The organism is uncultured Bifidobacterium sp. (assembly GCF_945269915.1).
In the GTDB taxonomy this organism is placed as follows: Bacteria; Actinomycetota; Actinomycetes; order Actinomycetales; family Bifidobacteriaceae; genus Bombiscardovia; species Bombiscardovia indica.
Window position 1 is genome coordinate 1 of record NZ_CALYOY010000036.1, and the last position, 18,267, is coordinate 18,267.

At 63.5% G+C, this 18,267-nt stretch carries 13 protein-coding genes and 1 pseudogene; 13 read left to right on the forward strand and 1 reads right to left on the reverse strand.

The window, feature by feature from the left end:
* Positions 1–78 precede the first annotated feature (78 nt).
* From glmS to Q0K62_RS06875, 3 genes are all read left to right on the forward strand, one after another.
* Positions 79–1,971 carry a glutamine--fructose-6-phosphate transaminase (isomerizing) gene (glmS, locus tag Q0K62_RS06865; RefSeq protein ID WP_297317235.1) on the forward strand — a complete coding sequence of 631 codons (1,893 nt, stop codon included), beginning with the start codon at positions 79–81 and terminating at the stop codon, positions 1,969–1,971.
* A 76-nt stretch (positions 1,972–2,047) separates the two neighbouring features.
* Positions 2,048–2,779 carry a pseudouridine synthase gene (locus tag Q0K62_RS06870; RefSeq protein ID WP_297317246.1) on the forward strand — a complete coding sequence of 244 codons (732 nt, stop codon included), beginning with the start codon at positions 2,048–2,050 and terminating at the stop codon, positions 2,777–2,779.
* Positions 2,780–2,883: 104 nt separating this feature from the next.
* A complete protein-coding gene (locus tag Q0K62_RS06875; RefSeq protein ID WP_297317236.1) occupies positions 2,884–4,992 on the forward strand; it encodes a beta-galactosidase in 2,109 nt (702 codons plus the stop codon).
* Here the strand turns inward: Q0K62_RS06875 and Q0K62_RS06880 are convergent.
* Positions 4,976–5,746 carry a type III pantothenate kinase gene (locus Q0K62_RS06880; RefSeq protein ID WP_297317247.1) on the reverse strand — a complete coding sequence of 257 codons (771 nt, stop codon included), beginning with the start codon at positions 5,744–5,746 and terminating at the stop codon, positions 4,976–4,978. The genes Q0K62_RS06875 and Q0K62_RS06880 overlap by 17 nt on opposite strands.
* A 205-nt stretch (positions 5,747–5,951) precedes the next feature.
* Between Q0K62_RS06880 and Q0K62_RS06885 the strand changes: the two genes are divergently transcribed.
* From Q0K62_RS06885 to alr, 10 genes and pseudogenes are all read left to right on the forward strand, one after another.
* Complete coding sequence (locus tag Q0K62_RS06885; RefSeq protein WP_297317237.1) at positions 5,952–7,625, forward strand: ABC transporter substrate-binding protein; 1,674 nt, start codon at positions 5,952–5,954, stop codon at positions 7,623–7,625.
* Positions 7,626–7,627: 2 nt separating this feature from the next.
* Positions 7,628–8,605, forward strand: coding sequence for an ABC transporter permease (locus Q0K62_RS06890; protein ID WP_297317238.1), 978 nt, complete (start codon positions 7,628–7,630; stop codon positions 8,603–8,605).
* 98 nt (positions 8,606–8,703) lie between these two features.
* A pseudogene (locus Q0K62_RS06895) lies at positions 8,704–9,519 on the forward strand (ABC transporter permease); the annotation flags it as partial.
* 218 nt (positions 9,520–9,737) lie between these two features.
* The gene (locus Q0K62_RS06900) at positions 9,738–10,604 is read left to right on the forward strand and encodes an ABC transporter ATP-binding protein (RefSeq protein WP_297317239.1); all 867 of its coding nucleotides are present in this window, start codon (positions 9,738–9,740) and stop codon (positions 10,602–10,604) included.
* Complete coding sequence (locus Q0K62_RS06905; protein WP_297317240.1) at positions 10,591–11,496, forward strand: ABC transporter ATP-binding protein; 906 nt, start codon at positions 10,591–10,593, stop codon at positions 11,494–11,496. Before Q0K62_RS06900 ends, Q0K62_RS06905 begins: the two co-directional genes overlap by 14 nt.
* Before the next feature lie 283 nt (positions 11,497–11,779).
* Complete coding sequence (locus Q0K62_RS06910; RefSeq protein ID WP_297317241.1) at positions 11,780–12,157, forward strand: GntR family transcriptional regulator; 378 nt, start codon at positions 11,780–11,782, stop codon at positions 12,155–12,157.
* Between the two features lie 948 nt (positions 12,158–13,105).
* Positions 13,106–15,142 (forward strand): RecQ family ATP-dependent DNA helicase, encoded by a 2,037-nt coding sequence (locus tag Q0K62_RS06915; protein ID WP_297317242.1) that lies wholly within the window; start codon positions 13,106–13,108, stop codon positions 15,140–15,142.
* Positions 15,143–15,254: 112 nt separating this feature from the next.
* A complete protein-coding gene (locus tag Q0K62_RS06920; protein WP_297317243.1) occupies positions 15,255–15,737 on the forward strand; it encodes an S-ribosylhomocysteine lyase in 483 nt (160 codons plus the stop codon).
* 342 nt (positions 15,738–16,079) lie between these two features.
* Positions 16,080–16,718 (forward strand): N-acetyltransferase, encoded by a 639-nt coding sequence (locus tag Q0K62_RS06925; RefSeq protein ID WP_297317244.1) that lies wholly within the window; start codon positions 16,080–16,082, stop codon positions 16,716–16,718.
* Positions 16,719–16,908: 190 nt separating this feature from the next.
* Positions 16,909–18,267, forward strand: coding sequence for an alanine racemase (alr, locus tag Q0K62_RS06930; protein WP_297317245.1), 1,359 nt, complete (start codon positions 16,909–16,911; stop codon positions 18,265–18,267).

Consider the following 18,267-nt stretch of genomic DNA (forward strand, 5'->3'; position numbering starts at 1 on the left):
TAATGTCTTGTAGATATTCAGGCAAGAATACGCCCGGTCGGCAGGGCTGCCCTGGCATCCTGGCTACACTGGTGGATCATGTGCGGAATCGTTGGATATGCCGGATCTGTCCATGCGGCTTGTGGAAGGCCTCTTGAAGTCTGCCTGAATGGTCTCGGGCGCCTTGAATACCGTGGTTACGACTCCACCGGTGTGGCCCTGGCGGCCCCCGGCATGGAGAAGGTCGCCGTCCGCAAGAAGGCCGGTCGGTTGAAGAACCTCCTCGTCGACATCGAAACCAACCCCCTGCCGGATGCGACCGTGGGCATCGGCCACACCCGCTGGGCCACCAACGGCGAGCCGACCGACCTGAACGCCCACCCCCACCAGAGTCAGGACGGGAAGGTGGCCATCATCCATAACGGGATCATCGAAAACGCCACCCAACTGCGTCTGGATCTGCAGACCGAGGGATACACCTTCGTCTCCTCCACCGATACCGAGGTGGCCGCCAAGCTCATCGGCAAGGCGGCCCAGGAGATCGTCGACGAGGAGGGGACCCCCGATATCTTCAAGGCCGTCCGTCGTGTGGCCCGGATGCTCAAGGGAGCCTTTACCATCCTGGCCGTCGACAGCCGTCAGCCCGACCTGGTCGTGGGTATCCGGCACGACTCACCCCTGGTCGTGGGTTTGGGCGATGGGGAGAACTTCCTGGGGTCCGACGTGGCTGCCTTCGTCGCCTACACCAAGGAGGCCCTGGAACTGGGGCAGGACCAGGCGGTCTGCATCAGCGCCGACTCGGTCACCGTCACCGACTTCATGGGGCAGCCCATCCCCGAGCCCCGACGCTACACGGTCGACTGGGATGCCTCGGCCGCCGAGAAGGGCGGGTGGGACTCCTATATGGACAAGGAGATCCACGAAGACCCGGCCTCCGTGGCCAACACCCTCCTGGGACGGTACGACGACAGGGGCAACCTGGACCTGGATGAGGTCCAGGTTGATGCAGACGTCTTCCGCCAGATCGACAAGATCATCGTGGTGGCCTGCGGCACAGCCTCCTATGCCGGCCTGGTGGCCAAGTACGCCATCGAGCACTGGGTCAGAATCCCCGTGGAGGTGGAGCTGGCCCACGAGTTCCGGTACCGGGATCCGATTTTGACCTCACGGACCCTGGTGGTGGCCATATCCCAGTCGGGGGAGACCATGGATACCTTGATGGCCCTGCGTCACGCAAGGGAGCAGGGTTCCCGGGTCCTGGCCATCTGCAACACCCAGGGGTCCACGATTCCGCGCGAATCCGATGCCGTCCTCTATACCCACGCCGGGCCGGAGGTGGCTGTGGCCTCCACCAAGGCCTTCCTGGCCCAGATTGTCGCCGCCTACCTCCTGGGGCTCTACCTGGCCCAGGTCAAGGGGACCATGTACCGCGACGAGATCCATCAGACCATCGACAGCCTCAAGGCCATGCCCTCCAAGATCCAGTGGGTTCTGGACACCCAGTCGCGCAAGGTCCAGGAGACGGCCGAGCGGATGTTCGATGCCCGCTCCTTCCTCTTCCTGGGACGTCACGTGGGTTATCCGGTCGCCCTGGAGGGTGCCCTGAAGCTCAAGGAAATCGCCTACACCTTCACCGAGGGGTTTGCGGCCGGGGAACTGAAGCACGGCCCCATCGCCCTGGTCGAACCGGGGGAGCCGGTCGTGGTGATCGTACCCAGCCCCCGCGGGAGGGACGTCCTCCACAGCAAGGTCATCTCCTCCATCGAGGAGGTCAAGGCCCGGGGTGCCTTCACCATCGCCGTGGCCGAAGAAAAGGATGAGGATGCCGCCAGGTATGCGGATGTGGTCTTCCGCAGGCCCCAGTGCCCGACCTTGATGAGCCCTCTGGTGGACGTGGTCCCCCTCCAGCTCTTCGCCCTGGATATTGCCCGCCTCAAGGGGCTGGATGTGGACAAGCCCCGCAACCTGGCCAAATCCGTCACCGTAGAGTAGCGGCGGGCTGGTGTCCGATCGGCGGGTGGAGCGGCCCCACCGTTGGGTTCTGGACGAGCCTGACATTCCCTTCGATATGCCCATCCTCTATGAGGATTCCAGGATCATCGTGGTGGACAAGCCCCACTTCCTGGCCACCACCCCGCGGGGGATGTGGTACCGGAGTACGGCCCTGATCCGGCTTCGCGAGATGACCGGTGAGCCTGACATCATCCCTGCCCATCGTCTCGACCGGGCCACCGCCGGTGTCCTGGTCTTCGTCCGTGCCCCCTCGGCACGGGGTGCCTATCAGATGCTCTTCCAGGGGCACCGGGTCAGGAAGACCTACGAGTGCCTGGCACCGGTCAGGCCCATTCATCGCCCCGCGACCGGAACCGCCATCGGGCTGGAACCGCCACGACCCTTTCCCCTGTTGCGTCGTTCTCGCATCATCAAGGACCGTGGGCGCCTTCAGGCCTTCGAGGTTACCGGACCGGTCAATGCCGAGACCCGGATCGAACTCGCCGCCGGAGGAGGGCGGGTGGTCCGGTCCTCATCCGGGCTGATGTCGGCTTATGAACTTCACCCCAGAACGGGGAAGACCCACCAGCTCAGGGTCCATATGAACTCCCTGGGCCTCCCCATAGCCGGAGATGACCTGTATCCCCGTGTCGTCGAGCGTTCCTACGACGATTTCGGCCACCCCCTCCAACTGGTCGCTCGTTCCCTGACCTTCACCGATCCCTATTCGGGGCGGGAACGGACATTCTTCTCCCGGGTATCCTTCGATTTCGTCACCGACCCAGGCCATAATGGGGTGATGGCATAAGATACGAGGTCGTGACCAAGCCGCGCCCCGAAGATGGGGCGGTGGGCTGGCTGTCAGAGGCCCAGGCAAGGCAGTACTGAAGAGTATCCAGGAGGTTTCGTTCCATGAGCAGATCCAAGCTTCGTCCCTACCGCTGGCCCAGCCACCTGAAGAAGCAGACGTCCAAACTCTGGTACGGCTGTGACTACAACCCGGACCAGTGGCCCGAGGAGGTCTGGGACGAGGACATCCGTCTCATGAACCAGGCCGGAGTCAACGTGGTTGCCCTGGCGGTCTTCTCCTGGTCGCGGATCGAACCCAGTGAGGGCGTCTTCGACTTCGACTGGTTGGACCGGATCATCACCAGGTTGGGGAAGGCCGGTATCGGGGTGAACCTGGCCTCCGCCACCGCCTCGCCGCCCGCCTGGCTGACCCAGTCCCATCCGGAGATCCTCTGGAAGGACGAACGGGGCGATACGGTCTGGCCCGGGGCCCGTCAGCACTGGCGGCCCACTTCGCCGGTCTTCCGCACCTATGCCCTGAAGCTCTGCAAAGCCATGGCCGAGCATTATCAGGACAACCCCTATGTGGTGGCCTGGCATGTGGGCAACGAGTACGGTTGCCACAACCGTTTCGACTACTCGGATGATGCCATGCGCGCCTTCCAGCGGTGGTGCAAGCAGCGCTACGGCACCATCGATGCAGTCAATGAGGCCTGGGGCACCTCCTTCTGGTCCCAGAGTCTCAACGATTTTTCGCAGATCCTCCCTCCAAGGTACATCGGTGCCGGGAACTTCCAGAACCCCGGCAGGCTCCTGGACTTTGAGCGGTTCAGCTCCGATGCCCTCAAGGATTTCTTCATGGCCGAGCGCGACACCCTGGCCAGGATCACCCCGGACATCCCCCTGACCACGAACTTCATGGTCAGTTCCCAAGGGTTCACCCTGGACTATGACGACTGGGGGAGTCAGGTCGATTTCGTCTCCAACGACCATTACTTCACGCCGGGTGAGTCCCATCTGGATGAACTCACCTACTCTTCCGGCCTGGTGGACTCCATAGCCAGACGCAGGCCCTGGTGGCTGATGGAGCATTCCACCTCAGCGGTCAATTGGCGGCCGGTCAACCTCCGGAAGGAACCGGGTCAGCTGGTCAGGGATGCCCTGGCCCACCTCTCCCTGGGGGCGGACGCCATCTGCTACTTCCAGTGGCGTCAGTCACAGGCCGGTGCCGAGAAGTTCCATTCGGCCATGCTGCCGCATGCCGGTGAGGACTCACAGGTCTTCCGGGATGTCTGCGAGCTGGGCAACGACCTGGACGGCCTCTCCGATGCCGGTTTGGCCGGAACCGTGCTTGACAAGTCCCCGGTGGCCGTGGTCTTCGACTATGAGAGTCAGTGGGCCAGCGCGCACAGCTCGGTTCCCAGCAGGAACGTCCAGCACGGTACCGAGCCCCTGGACTGGTACAGGGCCCTCCTGGATCTGGGTGTCAGGGCCGATGTGGTCCCGGTGCGTTCCGATTGGGATACCTATGCGCTGGTTGTTCTGCCCTCCCTCTATCTGCTCAGCAGGAAGACCTCGGAACGGCTGCATGACTACGTGTCCAAGGGCGGGCGGGTCATCGTCACCTACCTGAGCGGGATAAGCGATGCCCATGACCGTATCTGGTTGGGCGGGTATCCCGGCGCCATCCGTGACCTTCTGGGCATCAGGATCGAGGAGTTCGCCCCCATGGACCGGAGTCTCGAGGGTTCCATGGACCACCTTGACCTGAGCAACGGGACCGTCGCCCACGACTGGGCGGACGTCATCACCTCACTTGCCGACGACACCCATGTTCTGGCCAGCTACCAGGCCGATTCCTGGACGGGGATGGACGGCATCCCGGCCCTGACCCTGCACGATTGGAAGCAGGGCAAGGCGGCCTATCTCGGGTGCAGGCTGGGGCGGGAGGGGCTGAGAAAGACCCTGCCCGAGCTCCTGGAGGCCATGAAGGTGGAGGGTCTGCAGCCGCCCGACGAGTCCCGGGGCGACTGCCTGTGTGTGGAGCGGGTCAGCGAGGACGGCCGGAACCGGTTCGTCTTCCTCTTCAACCGCACCCACCATCAGGTGCGGGTCGACAGGGAGGGGAGCATCCTGGTGGCCTCCCTGGCCTGGGAGGACAAGGACGGGAAGACGGTCACCCTGGATGTGAATGGAGTCCTGGTGGAGAAGGTTGTCACCCGCCGGCATTGAGGTCGTGGATGTAGGCCATGCCCTTGAAGATCAGCTCCGGGTCGTAGATGTCGATCAGATCCGTGTCCTGGGAGAAGATGCGGCCCATGCCACCGGTGGCCACCACCTGGAAGTCCTCGGCGATTTCGGCCTGGAACTGGGTGATGATCCGTTCCAGACCACCAAGGAAGTTGTAGTAGAGACCCGCCTGCATGGCCGTCCTGGTCCCCGTGGACATGATGGTATCCGGGCGGGTTATCTCGATCTGGGGGAGCTGGGCGGTCTGCCCGGAGAGGGCCTGCGCTCCGGAACGGATGCCCACGGTGATCAGCCCGGACCTGATCGACCCCCTGTCGTCGACGTAGTTGAAAGTGGTGGCCGTGCCGAAATCCACAACCAGGACCGGCCCGCCATAGACGCGGTAGGCTCCGACACAATCGGCCAGGCAGTCGGCACCCAGGGAGCGGGGGTCATCCAGTCTGATGTTCATACCGGTTCTGATTCCGGGGCCGACCACCACGGGTTCCACTTCGAAGAACTTGACCAGGCAGGCCTTGATGGGGTGCATGACCTCAGGGGCCACCGAGGAGATGATGGCATCGTCCACGTCCTCGGGCCGGTATCCTGCCATGGCCAGGAACTCGGTGAGGATGAGGCCGAACTCGTCGGACGTATGGTCCGTCCTGGTGGTCAGCCGGTAGGACCCCCTGACCTGGCCACCCTCCATGAAGCCGACCTCGATGTTCGTGTTGCCAATATCCACGGCCACCAGCATGCTTGTCTCCCTTGCCATCCGGTATGGTTCCTGAAAACGGGTGCCGACCCTTGGGGGACGGTTCACGCCCATTGCCTTGGTTCCATCTTAGGGGGCCGCCCGGGTGGACACCGCCGAAACCCGTCTCTGGTGGTCTCCGGGTCTATGCTGGATGAAGGTGATCGACCATTATGGCGGTCAACCGAATTCACGAGGGAACATAGGTATGAGACCAGATGAACCCGGCGTGCATGCCCCGGGCAGCGCGACCGAAGCAGGAAGAGGCCATGACCGGCCGGGCCCGAGGGCGGGTGCCGACGACCGGCCGGGCCCCAGCACCGACCCGACCCTGAATGAGGCCTATAGGCCCATGTCGTCCCGAGGCAACTCCTTGCCCTGGAAGCTGCTCAGCCTGACGCTGGCCCTGGCCCTGGTGGTTTCGCTCTGGACCGGCCACAGGGGAGGTCAGACGGACCGGACCCAGGGGGGTCTGGCCGGTTCAATCAGCATCGGACTGAAACTGCCGCCCGGCAACCTGGATATTCGCAACCAATCGGGAACCGCCCTGGACCAGTTGCTGATCGGAAACGTCTATGAGGGTCTTGTCGCCCGCGACTCAGACAACAAGGTGATCCCCGGCCTGGCCAAGGACTGGGAGGTCTCCGCTGACGGCTTGGAATACACCTTCCACCTGAACCGGGGGATGCGTTTCTCCAACGGACACCCCCTTGACGCGGCGGATGTGGTCTGGTCCCTCCGGGAACTGATGGACCGTCACTACCAGGGCAGCGAGATGCTCAGGAACTACCGGTCGATCGATCAGGTCGGTGCCACGACGGTCAGGCTGCGGTTGACCAGGCCATACCAGCACCTGCTCTGGGAGCTGAGCGGCCGTGCCGGGTTGGTCTTCGACCATCGCGCCAGCTACGACATGAAGACCCAGGCCCAGGGCTCGGGGCCCTACCTGGTCGAGACCTTCCGCCCCAACGACTCGGTCATCCTCAAGGCCGACCCCCACTACTGGGGGCCGAGGAAAGCTAAGACCGGAACCATTCGGATCCGCTACCTGGCCGATGACAACGCCGCCGTCAACGCCCTGCGCAGCGGGGATGTGCAGGTTTTGGCACCCATCACCGCCAACCTGGCCGGGCCCTTCCGGTCCGATCCCTCCTTCCATGTCCAGGCCGGGGATGATACGGACAAGTTCGTCCTGGCCATGAACGGCAAGGGGGGTGCGACATCGGACATCAGGGTGCGTCAGGCCATCCGGTACGCCATAGACCACAAGCAGCTGATCGCCTCCCGGGGCGGGGCCGACAAGGCCCTGGGGGGACCCATCCCTCCCCTGGACCCGGGATATGAGGACCTGACCGGCCTCTTCCCCCATGATCCGGGCAGGGCCCGTCGGCTCCTGGCCCAGGCGGGATATGGGCCGGGGCGTCCTCTGCGGTTGCGGCTGACCTATGCCAACACCTACGGGGCCGAGTTGGGGGACCAGCTGCGCTCGCAACTCAAGGCCGTGGGAATCGACCTGGACATCAGGATGGTCGAGTTCTCGGTCTGGCTTCAGGACGTCCATGCCAACAAGGATTACGACCTCTCCCTGGTCGACCACGGCGAAAGCCACGACTTCTACCAGTGGGCCACCCCCACCTACTACTACAACTACGACTCCGCCAAGGTGCGCCAGCTCTACGACCAGGCCATGGACACGGTCTCCCGGGAGCGCTCGCGGGACCTCTTGGCCAAGGCGGCCCGCCAGGTCAGCGAGGATGCGGCAGCCGACTGGCTCTTCAACTACCGGATCACCACGGCCTGGCACCAGGGACTGGAAGGGTTCCCGGTCAACCTGAACCAGTCCCTCCTGCCCCTGGCCGACCTGACCTACCGGAAGGCATGACCATGGCGCGATTCCTGCTCAGACGTCTGGCGCTTTTTATCCTGGCCCTGGTGGCGGTCTCCGTCCTGGTCTTCGCGGCCCTGCGCATCCTGCCGGGTGACGTGGCCTCGGTCATGGCCGGCCTGAACGCCCCACCCGAGCGGGTGACGGCCCTGCGGCAGCGGCTGGGGCTGGATCGTTCCTATCCACGGCAGTACCTGGACTGGGCCAATGGCCTGATGCATGGCGACCTGGGGCGGTCCCTCCTGACCGACCGTCCGGTCGCCGCCCAGGTGGGGGAGCGGGCCCAGGTCACCTTCCCCCTGATTCTGTGCGGTCTGGCCATCGCCCTGGTCCTGGGCATACCGCTGGGGTGTGCCTCGGCCCTGGCCCGGAGCCCGAGGATGCAGGCCTTCAGCCACATGGCCGCCATTGTGGGAGGCGCCGTTCCGGCCCTCTGGTCGGGGCTCCTCTTCATCATGCTCTTCTCCAAGGGGGCCGGTCTGATAGGCCTCCTGCCCTCACAGGGGTTCCCGGTCCAGGGCTGGGACCAACCCGGACAGGCCCTGCAGTCCCTCCTCCTGCCGGCCTTGTCGACAGGCATCATCGTGGGTGCCGGCATCATGCGGTACACCCGCTCCCTCTTGGGCGATATGCTCTCCTCGGGGTACGTGGACATGGGCATGGCCTGCGGGATGACCAGGACCCAGGCCGCCCTGCGCATCGGCCTGCGGGTGGCCTCCCCCCAACTGGTCTCCGTGGTGGGGCTGACCATGGCCGAGATGATCACCGGGGTCATGGTCAGTGAGAACCTCTTCGCCCTGCCGGGACTGGGATCCATGCTGATCGCCGATGTCGGCAACCGTGACCTCCTCGCTGTCCAGTCGGAGCTCCTTCTTCTGGCGGCCTTCTTCCTCCTCCTGGGACTTTTAGTGGATATTGTCCACAGATTGATTGATCCTCGCTTGCGCGACGGGACCAGGCGGGAGGTGGCGGCCTGATGAATCCTGGAGAACAAGGTGGTCGCCGCCTGGGGTCGAGACCCCCTCTTCCCGGTCGTTTGGGTTTCTGGGGGCGTACCCGGGTGGTGCTGGGCAGCATGTGGCACAGGGCCGCGGGGCGCTACTCGCTGATTGTCCTGGCGCTCTGGGTGCTGGTTTCGTTGGTTTCAAGGTTCTGGACCCCGGTCTCCATCTGGTCCACCGACGGTTACCAAATCTGGCAGACCCCCAGTCGCGGCCATCTTCTCGGTACGGACGGGACCGGGGCCGATATCCTCTCCTGGTTGATGGCAGGCTCCGCCACCAACCTGGTCATGTCCCTCCTGGCCGTCCTCCTGTCCGCGATTCTGGGGCTTGGCCTGGTCATGGCCATGGTCTCGCCACATGCCGGAATCTCCCAGACGGTCGTGGTTCTGGTTGATGCCCTGATCTCCCTGCCCACGGTTCTCCTGGCCCTGATTCTGGCGGTTCCCCTGGGGCCCAGCATGGCCGTCGTCATCGTTGCCTGCGGGTTCGGTTACGGACTCAACCTGGCCCGGATCGTACGGCCCCAGGCGCTCCTGGTGGCCGGGTCGGACTATGTGCAGTCGGCCCGACACAGCGGTGTCGGTGCCTTCAGGATCTTCTTCACCCATCTGGTGCCGAACATCATCCCGGTCCTGTGCGTCCAGCTTTCCATGTCGGCGGGCACCTCGGTCCTGGCCGAGTCGGGACTGACCTACCTGGGCGTGGGTGTCCCCTCGGGTCTGCCCTCCTGGGGGCATTCGTTGACCACCTCGGTCAAGTTCATCAACGTCTTCCCCCTGACCGTGCTCTGGCCCGGGCTGGTGGTCACCATGGTCGTGGTGGCCCTGAACCTTTTCGGAGATGCCCTGCGGGACGCCATCGACCCGGTCACCAATCCCGAACTCAGGGCCGCCGTTGCTGGTGCCGGTCGGGCGGTACCCCGGTCCAAGGGCATGGATGGTCCTGCTGATTCCGCTGGTTCCGCTCATTCGATCAGCCGTTGTGGCCTTACTGCTCATGCCGAATGCGCTGACCGCCCTGGCCCTGCCGACGGTGATGACCAGGCCAACGGCGACAACCGTTCCGTTCGGATGGATGCCGATCATCCCGGCCAAGGAGGCCGATCATGTCTTTGATGATTAACGACCTGACCATGTCCATCAATGGCCGCACCATCCTTGACGGGGTGAACCTCACTGTGGCGGATGGCCAACGGGTCGGTCTTATCGGCTCCTCAGGCTCGGGGAAGTCGATGATCGCCCGGAGTGTTCTGGGAACCGCACCGCTGACGGCCTCCATCTCCGGTTCCATCCTGGTCGACGGTCTTCAGATCGTCGGTTCGGATGACCGGTCCCTGGCGGACCTGCGCGGATCACGGATGGGCATGATCTTTCAGAACCCCTCCACGGCCCTGAACCCGGTACGGAAGGTCTACGACCAGATCGAGCTTCCCCTCCGTCATCATTACCGCCTGAACGCCGGGCAAAGACGACAGCGGGTCATGGAGATGTTGACGGAGGTCGGTTTGGATGGGAATCTGGCCACCTCGTACCCGCATGAGCTTTCCGGCGGCCAGCAGCAGCGGGTGGCCATCGCCACGGCCCTGGTCGCCAAACCCAGGCTGATTCTGGCGGACGAGCCGACCACGGCCCTGGATGCCATCACCCAGCGGCAGATCGTGGACCTCCTGGTCTCCCTGGTCGATAACAGCGGCGCCTCCCTCCTCTTCATCACCCATGACTTCTCCGTCCTGGCCAGGGTCGCTGATTACTGTTACGTCCTCGATGCCGGGCGGGTTGTCGAAGAGGGGGGGAGGCAGAGCATCCTGCGTGATCCCTCCAGCACCCAGGGCAGGACCCTGGTCAGGGCCGCCAGGGAACTGACCTTGAGCGCAGAGGGGCAGGACCCTGGCGATGATGGCACAGAATGGGTGCAGGGCGCTCAGCCCGAATCGGAACTTGGCCGGGATGGGGAGAGCCATGGGCGTGACTGAAGGAGTGGCGACGTCGGACATGGCCGACCCTGTGCTTGCGGGCCCCATGGATGGAGGCCGCGCTCATGCCGAGCCGATCCTGGTTGGGAGGGGATTGACCAAGGTCTACCCAGGAAGGGGTCGGGACGCGGATCGGAAAGCGGCGGTTGAGGAAGTTGACCTGGCCCTCTTCGCGGGGGAGTGCCTGGCGATCATCGGATCATCCGGTTCCGGGAAGACCACCCTTTCCCGTCTGCTTCTGGGGCAGTTGAGACCGGATGCCGGAGAGTTGTCATACCGGGGTGTGCCCGTCCTGCCCGGGTCATCCGCAGCCAGATCCCTGACCAGGGACTCCGCCCTGGTCTTTCAGAATCCCTTCACCTCGCTTGACCCCAGATGGACCATCGGCCGGTCGATTGCCGAACCGCTTCTGGCCGCGAGGAGGAGGGATGCCGGGCATGGTTGGCACCGGCACCGGGATGAAGGAGACCTGGCCGATGGTGTGGCCGGGATGCTGAACCGGGTTCACTTGGACCCCGCCCGGGTCATGGCGGCTTACCCGTCGGATCTGTCAGGCGGCCAGGCCCAGCGTGCCGCCATAGCCAGGGCGCTGATCGTGCAGCCTCGAATCCTCCTGGCCGATGAGCCCATGAGCGCCATCGACGTCTCCGCCAGGGTGGGAATTCTCCATACCCTTCAATCCATCATGGCTGAATCCAGGCAGCAGACCGATTCGGCCGGTGGCATGGCCATGGTTATCGTCTCCCATGACCTGGGCGTAGTGCAGCACGTAGCGGACCGGGTCCTGGTGCTCGATCAGGGGAAGGTCGTGGAGACGGGGCCGGTGCGGGCCATTCTCAACCATCCCAGAGAATCCTATACCAGGCAGCTGCTGGCGGCAGCGACCCTGTAGCTGATACGGCCTTGCCTGATTCCAGGTTCGTCTGAATCTGATCAGGGCCTTCCCGGCAGTCCGTCCAGTGGAATCGAATTCGGCACTGCCGGAAGGGGATGGTGTACGGACGGAATTCAGATTCGGCTTGATGGATGGGACCCCGAGTCCTGCACTGTTGGTCAGTTACTCAAGTAACTAAGAGGTACAGAGTGGTGAGATACACAACCGGCGTTTCGGATGCAGGTGTCCGAGAGACCGGACCCAGGCAGACAAGGCGGTCAAGCGATGGCAATCGACATCCATGACGGTGGCGGATCGACTGACCGAAGCCATAGCCGAGGGTCTGATCGTCGAGGGTGAGCGGGTGCCCAGCACCACGGGAATCGCGACCGCCTACCAGATCAATCCGGCCACGGTCCTCAAGGGGATGAACCTGCTGGCCGGCCGTGGTTTGGAGAAGTGGCGTGGTCTGGGCATGTTCGCCACCGACGGTGCCGGGCGGCGGATTCGTGATCAGTGCAGGAAGGAACTCCTGGCAGGGAGGTTCCAGGACCTGGTCGAAGAGGCCAAGGCCCTGGGCGTATCCCGTAAAAATCGTGCAGCCATCATGGAAACGGTCTGTCAACGAGTCTGGTTTCCAAATGGACGACACATGCTGTGGTCTGAAGGCCCTGGATGAGATATCGCTCTGCTTTGAACCGGGCATCATCTATGGGCTCTTCGGGAGGGGCGGGGCCCGCGAATCCACCATCTGCAATCTGATAAGAGGCAGGATACTCCCCGGCAAGGGTCTGATCCGGCTGGACGGGAGCAATCCGGTAGACGACTCACCGGACGTCCGCGAGATGTGGACGTCTTCCTGTACGAGGCCAATCCGTCCTTGCGGAGTCGGCAACGCATCGGCGATCGGGTGCGCGTCAGCATCGGGGTCCGGTGCCCGAAGAGCAGCCCAGGGGACTTATAGTCGCGCCTATGGATCTGCAGACGTGCTTCGTTCAGGTTACGGAAGGTGCGGCACGACGAAGATCAGACAGGTAATGAGGATCGGAACCGAATCCGGGCCGGGGGTTTCTGTGATGGGGTCGGGGCCGGTTGGGTACCTGACCAGGGTCAGGGATTTCTGCCGCAGGCAGGTCAGACCGGCATGGATCCAGAGGTGCAGACGATTCCGCGGCCGGTGGTTTTCCTGGTCCGGCCTCTTCGTCATGGGAATGTTCGGCCTCATCCACCCGTGTGTCGGTTTCACCGGTCTGCTCACTGACCTGCCTCTTCTGATCGTGGCCTTCGTCTGTGCCCCGATGGCCTTCCGTTCACCGATCTCCAACGCCGTGACCCGTTCCACAACCACCTGACCCCAGATCATTCGCAATCGTTCCATGGCATTCACAACCACCTCCCATGGATGATTCATGGGGCTATGTCACCATTTGCTTAATCCGTCCCAGCCGGTCCCCACCCTGGTCCTGACTGTCGCATATGTCCTGGCCGGTCACCGGCTTATCAGCCGCAGGCAGCTGCCGACACTGCAGGGTATCACCTCCTGATTCGGCCAGAAGCCCGCCGATGATCGACCACATGGTAATTTCACCCACTGCGTCACTTCCGGTCAGGCAATAGACTGGGAATCATGGTGGACATCGAGGATGCAGGGCTGGCGCTGAAGCGGTATTTCGGGTATGGGGCCTTCCGGCCTGGTCAGGAGGATCTGGTCAAGGCCGTCCTGGGAGGGCGGGACTGCCTGGGTGTCATGCCCACTGGAGCAGGCAAGTCCATCTGCTATCAGATTCCCGCCACCCTCCTGGACGGTCTGACCATCGTTATTTCGCCCCTGGTTTCCTTGATGAAGGACCAGGTGGATGGGTTGGAGGATGCCGGCATCCAGGCCTCTTTCGTCAACTCGACCCAGGACATGGATGAGCAGGCTCTGTCCCTTGCACAGGCGGCCCAGGGGCGGAGCAAGATCCTGTACGTGGCTCCTGAACGCCTGGATGCCCCCAGGTTCAGGGACTTTGCCCAGCGGACGCGAATCTCCCTCCTGGCTGTGGACGAGGCCCACTGCGTATCCCAGTGGGGGCAGGACTTCCGCCCCTCCTACCTGGGCATCGGCGACTTCATCAGGTCCCTGCCGGAGCGGCCCGTCGTGGCGGCCTTCACCGCCACGGCCACGGAGAAGGTCCGTCGTGACATCGTGTACATGCTGGGACTGAACGATCCTTATGTGGCCGTGACCGGTTTCGACAGACCCAACCTCTTCTTCGATGTGATCAAGCTGGAGACCAAGGACAAGAACCGCTGGGTGGCCCGGTACGCCTTGAAACACCAGGATGACTCGGGCATCGTCTACTGCGCCACCCGCAAGGAGACCGAGGCCCTGGCCGATGACCTGACCAAGGTCGGGGTCAGTGCCGTCAGCTACCACGCCGGTATGGATGCCCAGGCCCGGGAGCGGGCGCAGCGGGACTTCGTCAACGACAAGGTGCAGGTGGTTGTAGCCACCAATGCCTTCGGCATGGGCATCGACAAGTCCAATGTGCGGTATGTGATCCACCACAACATGCCCGAGAGCATCGAGGCTTACTACCAGGAGGCTGGCAGGGCAGGTCGTGACGGGGAGCCGGCCCGGTGTTCCTTGCTCTGGAACGAGAGCGACATCGTTACGCGCCGACGCCTCCTCGATATGGACAACGGCAACGAACGGTTGACCGGTGATCAGGCGGAGGCGGTCAGGGCCGAGCATCGGCGTCTGCTCAATGTCATGATCGGCTACTGCCGGACCACCGGCTGTCTTCACCGGTACATGCTGCGTTACTTCGGCGAAGAGGTCGATCAGGCCGCCGCCGGTCTTTCGCCTGCCGAAGCCGGCAAGGGCGAGTCCATCCCGGTCGGGCACCATGACATGAACAAGGAGGGGAAGGGCGAGGGTGATGACCATGTCGGCTGCCGGAACTGTTCCAATTGTCTGAGCACGTTCGAGACCATCGATGTGAGTGAAGTGGCCCGTGCCATCAGCCGGTGCGTGCATGACGTGAACCAGGGGTTCGGCTCCGGGAAGATCGCCCAGATCCTCAGGGGCTCACGATCACAGGATCTCCTGCGGCGCGGTCTGGACCGTTGCCCCAGTTACGGTTCCCTCTCCGATATTCCCGAGGCGCGAATTCGCGATGTGCTCAACCAGCTGGCCTCGGACGGGTACCTGTCCATCACCGAGGGGCGACTCCCCATGGTCCATTTCGGGCCCAAGGCCGCCCAGACGGTCAGTCCGGACTTCCACTATGAGATCAAGCGGGTGGAACGGCCACGGGCCCTTGTCGCCGTGGAGGACCAGGCTTCCGGCAAGGTCTATGGGGGCGCAGCCTCTTCGGTGGCGGAGGAGGACGGCCTCGACCAGGCCGGTGCCAGTGAGGCCGGCCCAGAGGATGAGGAACTCTTCCAGAAGTTGCGCGATCTGCGAACCAGCATCGCACGCGAGATCGGCAAACCCCCCTACATCGTCTTCTCCGACAAGACCCTACGCGATATGTGCCGGCTCCGCCCCACCGACGACTCCACCTTCCTGGCCGTCAACGGGGTGGGGCAGCACAAGCTGGAGCAGTACGGGACCCGGTTCATGGAGGTCGTCGCCGGGTTCTCCTCCAAGAGCGGCACCGAAGCTCAGGAGGGGTAAGCGTCTGCGTGGCCGGGCCGGGTCAGATAGGCCGGTCGGCCTACCATGAGACATACATGACTTCGTCAGGGTCGCCTTACACCCAGGGCGCCCGGTAGGAAAGGAAACGAACATGGCAGACAAGCCCGTAGTCGAAAGCTTCGAACTGGATCACACCAAGGTCAAGGCCCCGTATGTCCGTCTGATTGACGAGGAGGAGGGCCCCAAGGGCGACATCATCTCCAACTATGATCTGCGCCTGGTCCAGCCCAACGAGAACGCCATCCCCACGGGTGGCCTACACACCATCGAGCACACCATCGCCGTCCTTCTCCGCGAGCGCATCCCGGGCTACATCGACTGCTCGCCCTTCGGTTGCCGTACAGGTTTCCACCTCCTGACCTGGGGCCGCCACTCCACCGAGGAAGTCGCCAAGGCCCTGAAGGAGTCCCTGGAGTTCATCGCCGAGAAGGCCACCTGGGACGATGTGCCCGGTACCGAGATCACCTCCTGCGGCAACTACCGCGACCACTCCCTCTTCTCCGCCAAGCAGTGGAGCCGCGACATCGTCGACGCCGGCATCAGCTCCGACCCTTACGAGCGCAAGCTGGTCTGATTCCCTCGTGGACTTGTGGTGGAGAGCCCGGAACGGTCAATCGTTCCGGGCTCATTCGTGTTGGCGCCAACCGAAATGCGGCTATGAGGAAGATGCCACTTCCCTGGTGTGTTGCGTTGATGGAAACCTCCCTGGACGTATCGGGCAGGGGGGCGCTATCCGGGTTCCCGCGCGGATGAAAGGAACACACAATAGCCCGATCTATTCCCCGATTCGCTCAATGCGTAGTCCCTTCCGCCTGACCTGCCATTGGTTACACTCGTACTTCGGCAATCGCAAGGGGTGCGGAAACCCCCTGCCTCTCAGGTCAGGAAAGAGGTGCCAAGAGTGCGCAGGTACGAGATGGAAACGGCACGTTGGATTCGTCATGCCACCATGGATGATTTCGAGGCCATCATGTCGGTCTATGCCTATGCCCGGAAGAAGATGGCCGAGACGGGCAACCCGCGTCAGTGGGGCGACAAGTATCCGCTGCCCGAACGTATCCAGGCGGACATCGAGGGCGGTCACACCCTGCTCCTGGTGGACGATGCGGCGGCCGCGGCCAATCCGCCCCGGGATCCCGACTATCCGGAGCCTGAACTGGACGAGCACCGCGGCGAACATGAGCGCATCATCGGTGTCTTCGCCCTCTTCCACGACGATGACCCGGACTACCGGGTCATCGATGGTGCCTGGCTCGACGACCAGCCCTATACCACCATCCACCGGGTGGCCTCCTCCGGTCTGGCCCGGCATGCAGCCAGTGACCTCCTGAACTGGAGCATGCGTCATTTCGAGAATGTCCGTGCCGATACCGGATTGAAGAACTACGCCATGCAGCACATCCTGGAGACCCATGGATTCACCAGGTGCGGCAACATCATCATGCCGCAGAACAAGGATATCGACCCGGTGAGGGTGGCCTACCAGCATCACGACAGCCTGGGGAGCTCCGTCGGTAAGGTCGGGTCCACGGTCAGGCAGCTGGTGGCCGTGTGACTGTGGCCATGTGCTGATGGCCGCATGAAACGATGACCGTAAGGACTGCCGACAATCTGAACCAGGGATGGGCCGCTGGTTTGGCCTCCTGGATGGTTCGTCGATCGATTTCTTCAGTGCAAGGTGCCGGTATGGTCACGGTTGGACCATGCCGGTGTTTTTTGACTCCGGTCTGTCGCACAATGGTTCCATGAGTTTGAATGCAGCACCCTCCTGGGAATTCTCCTCGGCCAGCGGCCGTGACAATTATGAGAAGGCCCTGGAGGATTATCCAGGACAGGCCATTGTCGATCTGGCGGCCCTCAAGGGCAATATGGAGGAGATGGTCAGACGTGTGGGCGAATCCGGGTCCGGCGCCCAGGTCATGGGTGTGGTCAAGGCGGATGCCTATGGTCATGGTCTGATTCCCGCCGCCCTTGCCGCGCTCGCCGGAGGTGCCACATGGTTGGGTACGGCCCAGCCCCGGGAGGCCCTGCGCTTGCGCAGGGAGGGCATCGGGCCGGACCGGTGCCGGATACTGACCTGGATCTACAACGTCGACAAGGCACCCCTGGATGACCTGATTCGTGCCGATATTGACCTGGCGGTCGGATCCCTCCATATCGTCGACCGGGTGGGGGAGGCCGCCAGGCGAGTCGGTGTGCCCGCCAGGGTCCATGTCAAGGTGGACACGGGTTTCGGTCGCAACGGGTTCACGCCTCAGTCCTTCGATTCCGCTCTGGATGTGCTCGGTCCCCTGGCTGCGGAGGGGACTTTGGATGTGGTCGGGCTCTTCAGCCACCTGGCGGTGGCGGACATGCCCGATGTTCCCGATTTCGTGGCCTCGACCGATGCTCAGATCGCCTGCTTCGAGGATTTCGACCGCCGGATGACCGACGCAGGCATGAAGCCAAGGATCCGTCACCTGGCCAACACCGCTGCCACTCTGAACCGTCCCGAGATTCACTATGAACTGACCCGTCCCGGGATCGCCCTGTACGGGTACGAGCCGGATCCCTCCATGGGCCGGTCCGCCGACTACGGGCTGACGCCCGCCATGACCCTCCAGGCCCAGCTGAGCACGGTCAAGGACCTGGAGGCCGGTCACGGCATCTCCTACGGTCGCACCTACCTGACCAGTGCCGATACCTCCACGGCCATCATGCCCTTGGGCTACGCGGATGGCATCCACAGATCGGCATCCGGGTTCGATGCCCAGGGCTCCACCGGAACCACCCACCGTGGGGGTCCTGTCCGCCTGATGACCAAACAGGGTCCGCGCCTGGTCCGTGTATCCGGCCGGGTCTGCATGGACCAGTGCATCCTGGATCTGGAGGGGAAGGCCTCGACCATGGGCGTTCAGGAGGGTGATACCGTGGTCCTCTTCGGTCCCGGTCGTGGTGAAGGCTTCTGCGAGCCCACGGCCGATGACTGGGCCAGGGCCGCCGGAACCATCAGCTATGAGATCTTCACCTGTCTGCGTAACCGGATACCCAGGCTCTACCTGCATGTCCCGGAGGTCATCAACCCTGAGGACATGCACCTCCTTGACCCGGCCTCCATTCTCTGA

What these genes read in the sequence shown, in the direction of transcription:
- glmS (WP_297317235.1), top strand. Translation starts at nt 79, where the DNA reads ATGTGCGGAATCGTTGGATATGCCGGATCTGTCCATGCGGCTTGTGGA.
- Q0K62_RS06875 (WP_297317236.1), top strand. Translation starts at nt 2,884, where the DNA reads ATGAGCAGATCCAAGCTTCGTCCCTACCGCTGGCCCAGCCACCTGAAG.
- Q0K62_RS06910 (WP_297317241.1), top strand. Translation starts at nt 11,780, where the DNA reads ATGACGGTGGCGGATCGACTGACCGAAGCCATAGCCGAGGGTCTGATC.
- Q0K62_RS06885 (WP_297317237.1), top strand. Translation starts at nt 5,952, where the DNA reads ATGAGACCAGATGAACCCGGCGTGCATGCCCCGGGCAGCGCGACCGAA.
- Q0K62_RS06870 (WP_297317246.1), top strand. Translation starts at nt 2,048, where the DNA reads ATGCCCATCCTCTATGAGGATTCCAGGATCATCGTGGTGGACAAGCCC.
- Q0K62_RS06880 (WP_297317247.1), bottom strand. Translation starts at nt 5,746, where the DNA reads ATGCTGGTGGCCGTGGATATTGGCAACACGAACATCGAGGTCGGCTTC.
- Q0K62_RS06890 (WP_297317238.1), top strand. Translation starts at nt 7,628, where the DNA reads ATGGCGCGATTCCTGCTCAGACGTCTGGCGCTTTTTATCCTGGCCCTG.
- Q0K62_RS06900 (WP_297317239.1), top strand. Translation starts at nt 9,738, where the DNA reads ATGTCTTTGATGATTAACGACCTGACCATGTCCATCAATGGCCGCACC.
- alr (WP_297317245.1), top strand. Translation starts at nt 16,909, where the DNA reads ATGAGTTTGAATGCAGCACCCTCCTGGGAATTCTCCTCGGCCAGCGGC.
- Q0K62_RS06905 (WP_297317240.1), top strand. Translation starts at nt 10,591, where the DNA reads ATGGGCGTGACTGAAGGAGTGGCGACGTCGGACATGGCCGACCCTGTG.
- Q0K62_RS06915 (WP_297317242.1), top strand. Translation starts at nt 13,106, where the DNA reads ATGGTGGACATCGAGGATGCAGGGCTGGCGCTGAAGCGGTATTTCGGG.
- Q0K62_RS06920 (WP_297317243.1), top strand. Translation starts at nt 15,255, where the DNA reads ATGGCAGACAAGCCCGTAGTCGAAAGCTTCGAACTGGATCACACCAAG.
- Q0K62_RS06925 (WP_297317244.1), top strand. Translation starts at nt 16,080, where the DNA reads ATGGAAACGGCACGTTGGATTCGTCATGCCACCATGGATGATTTCGAG.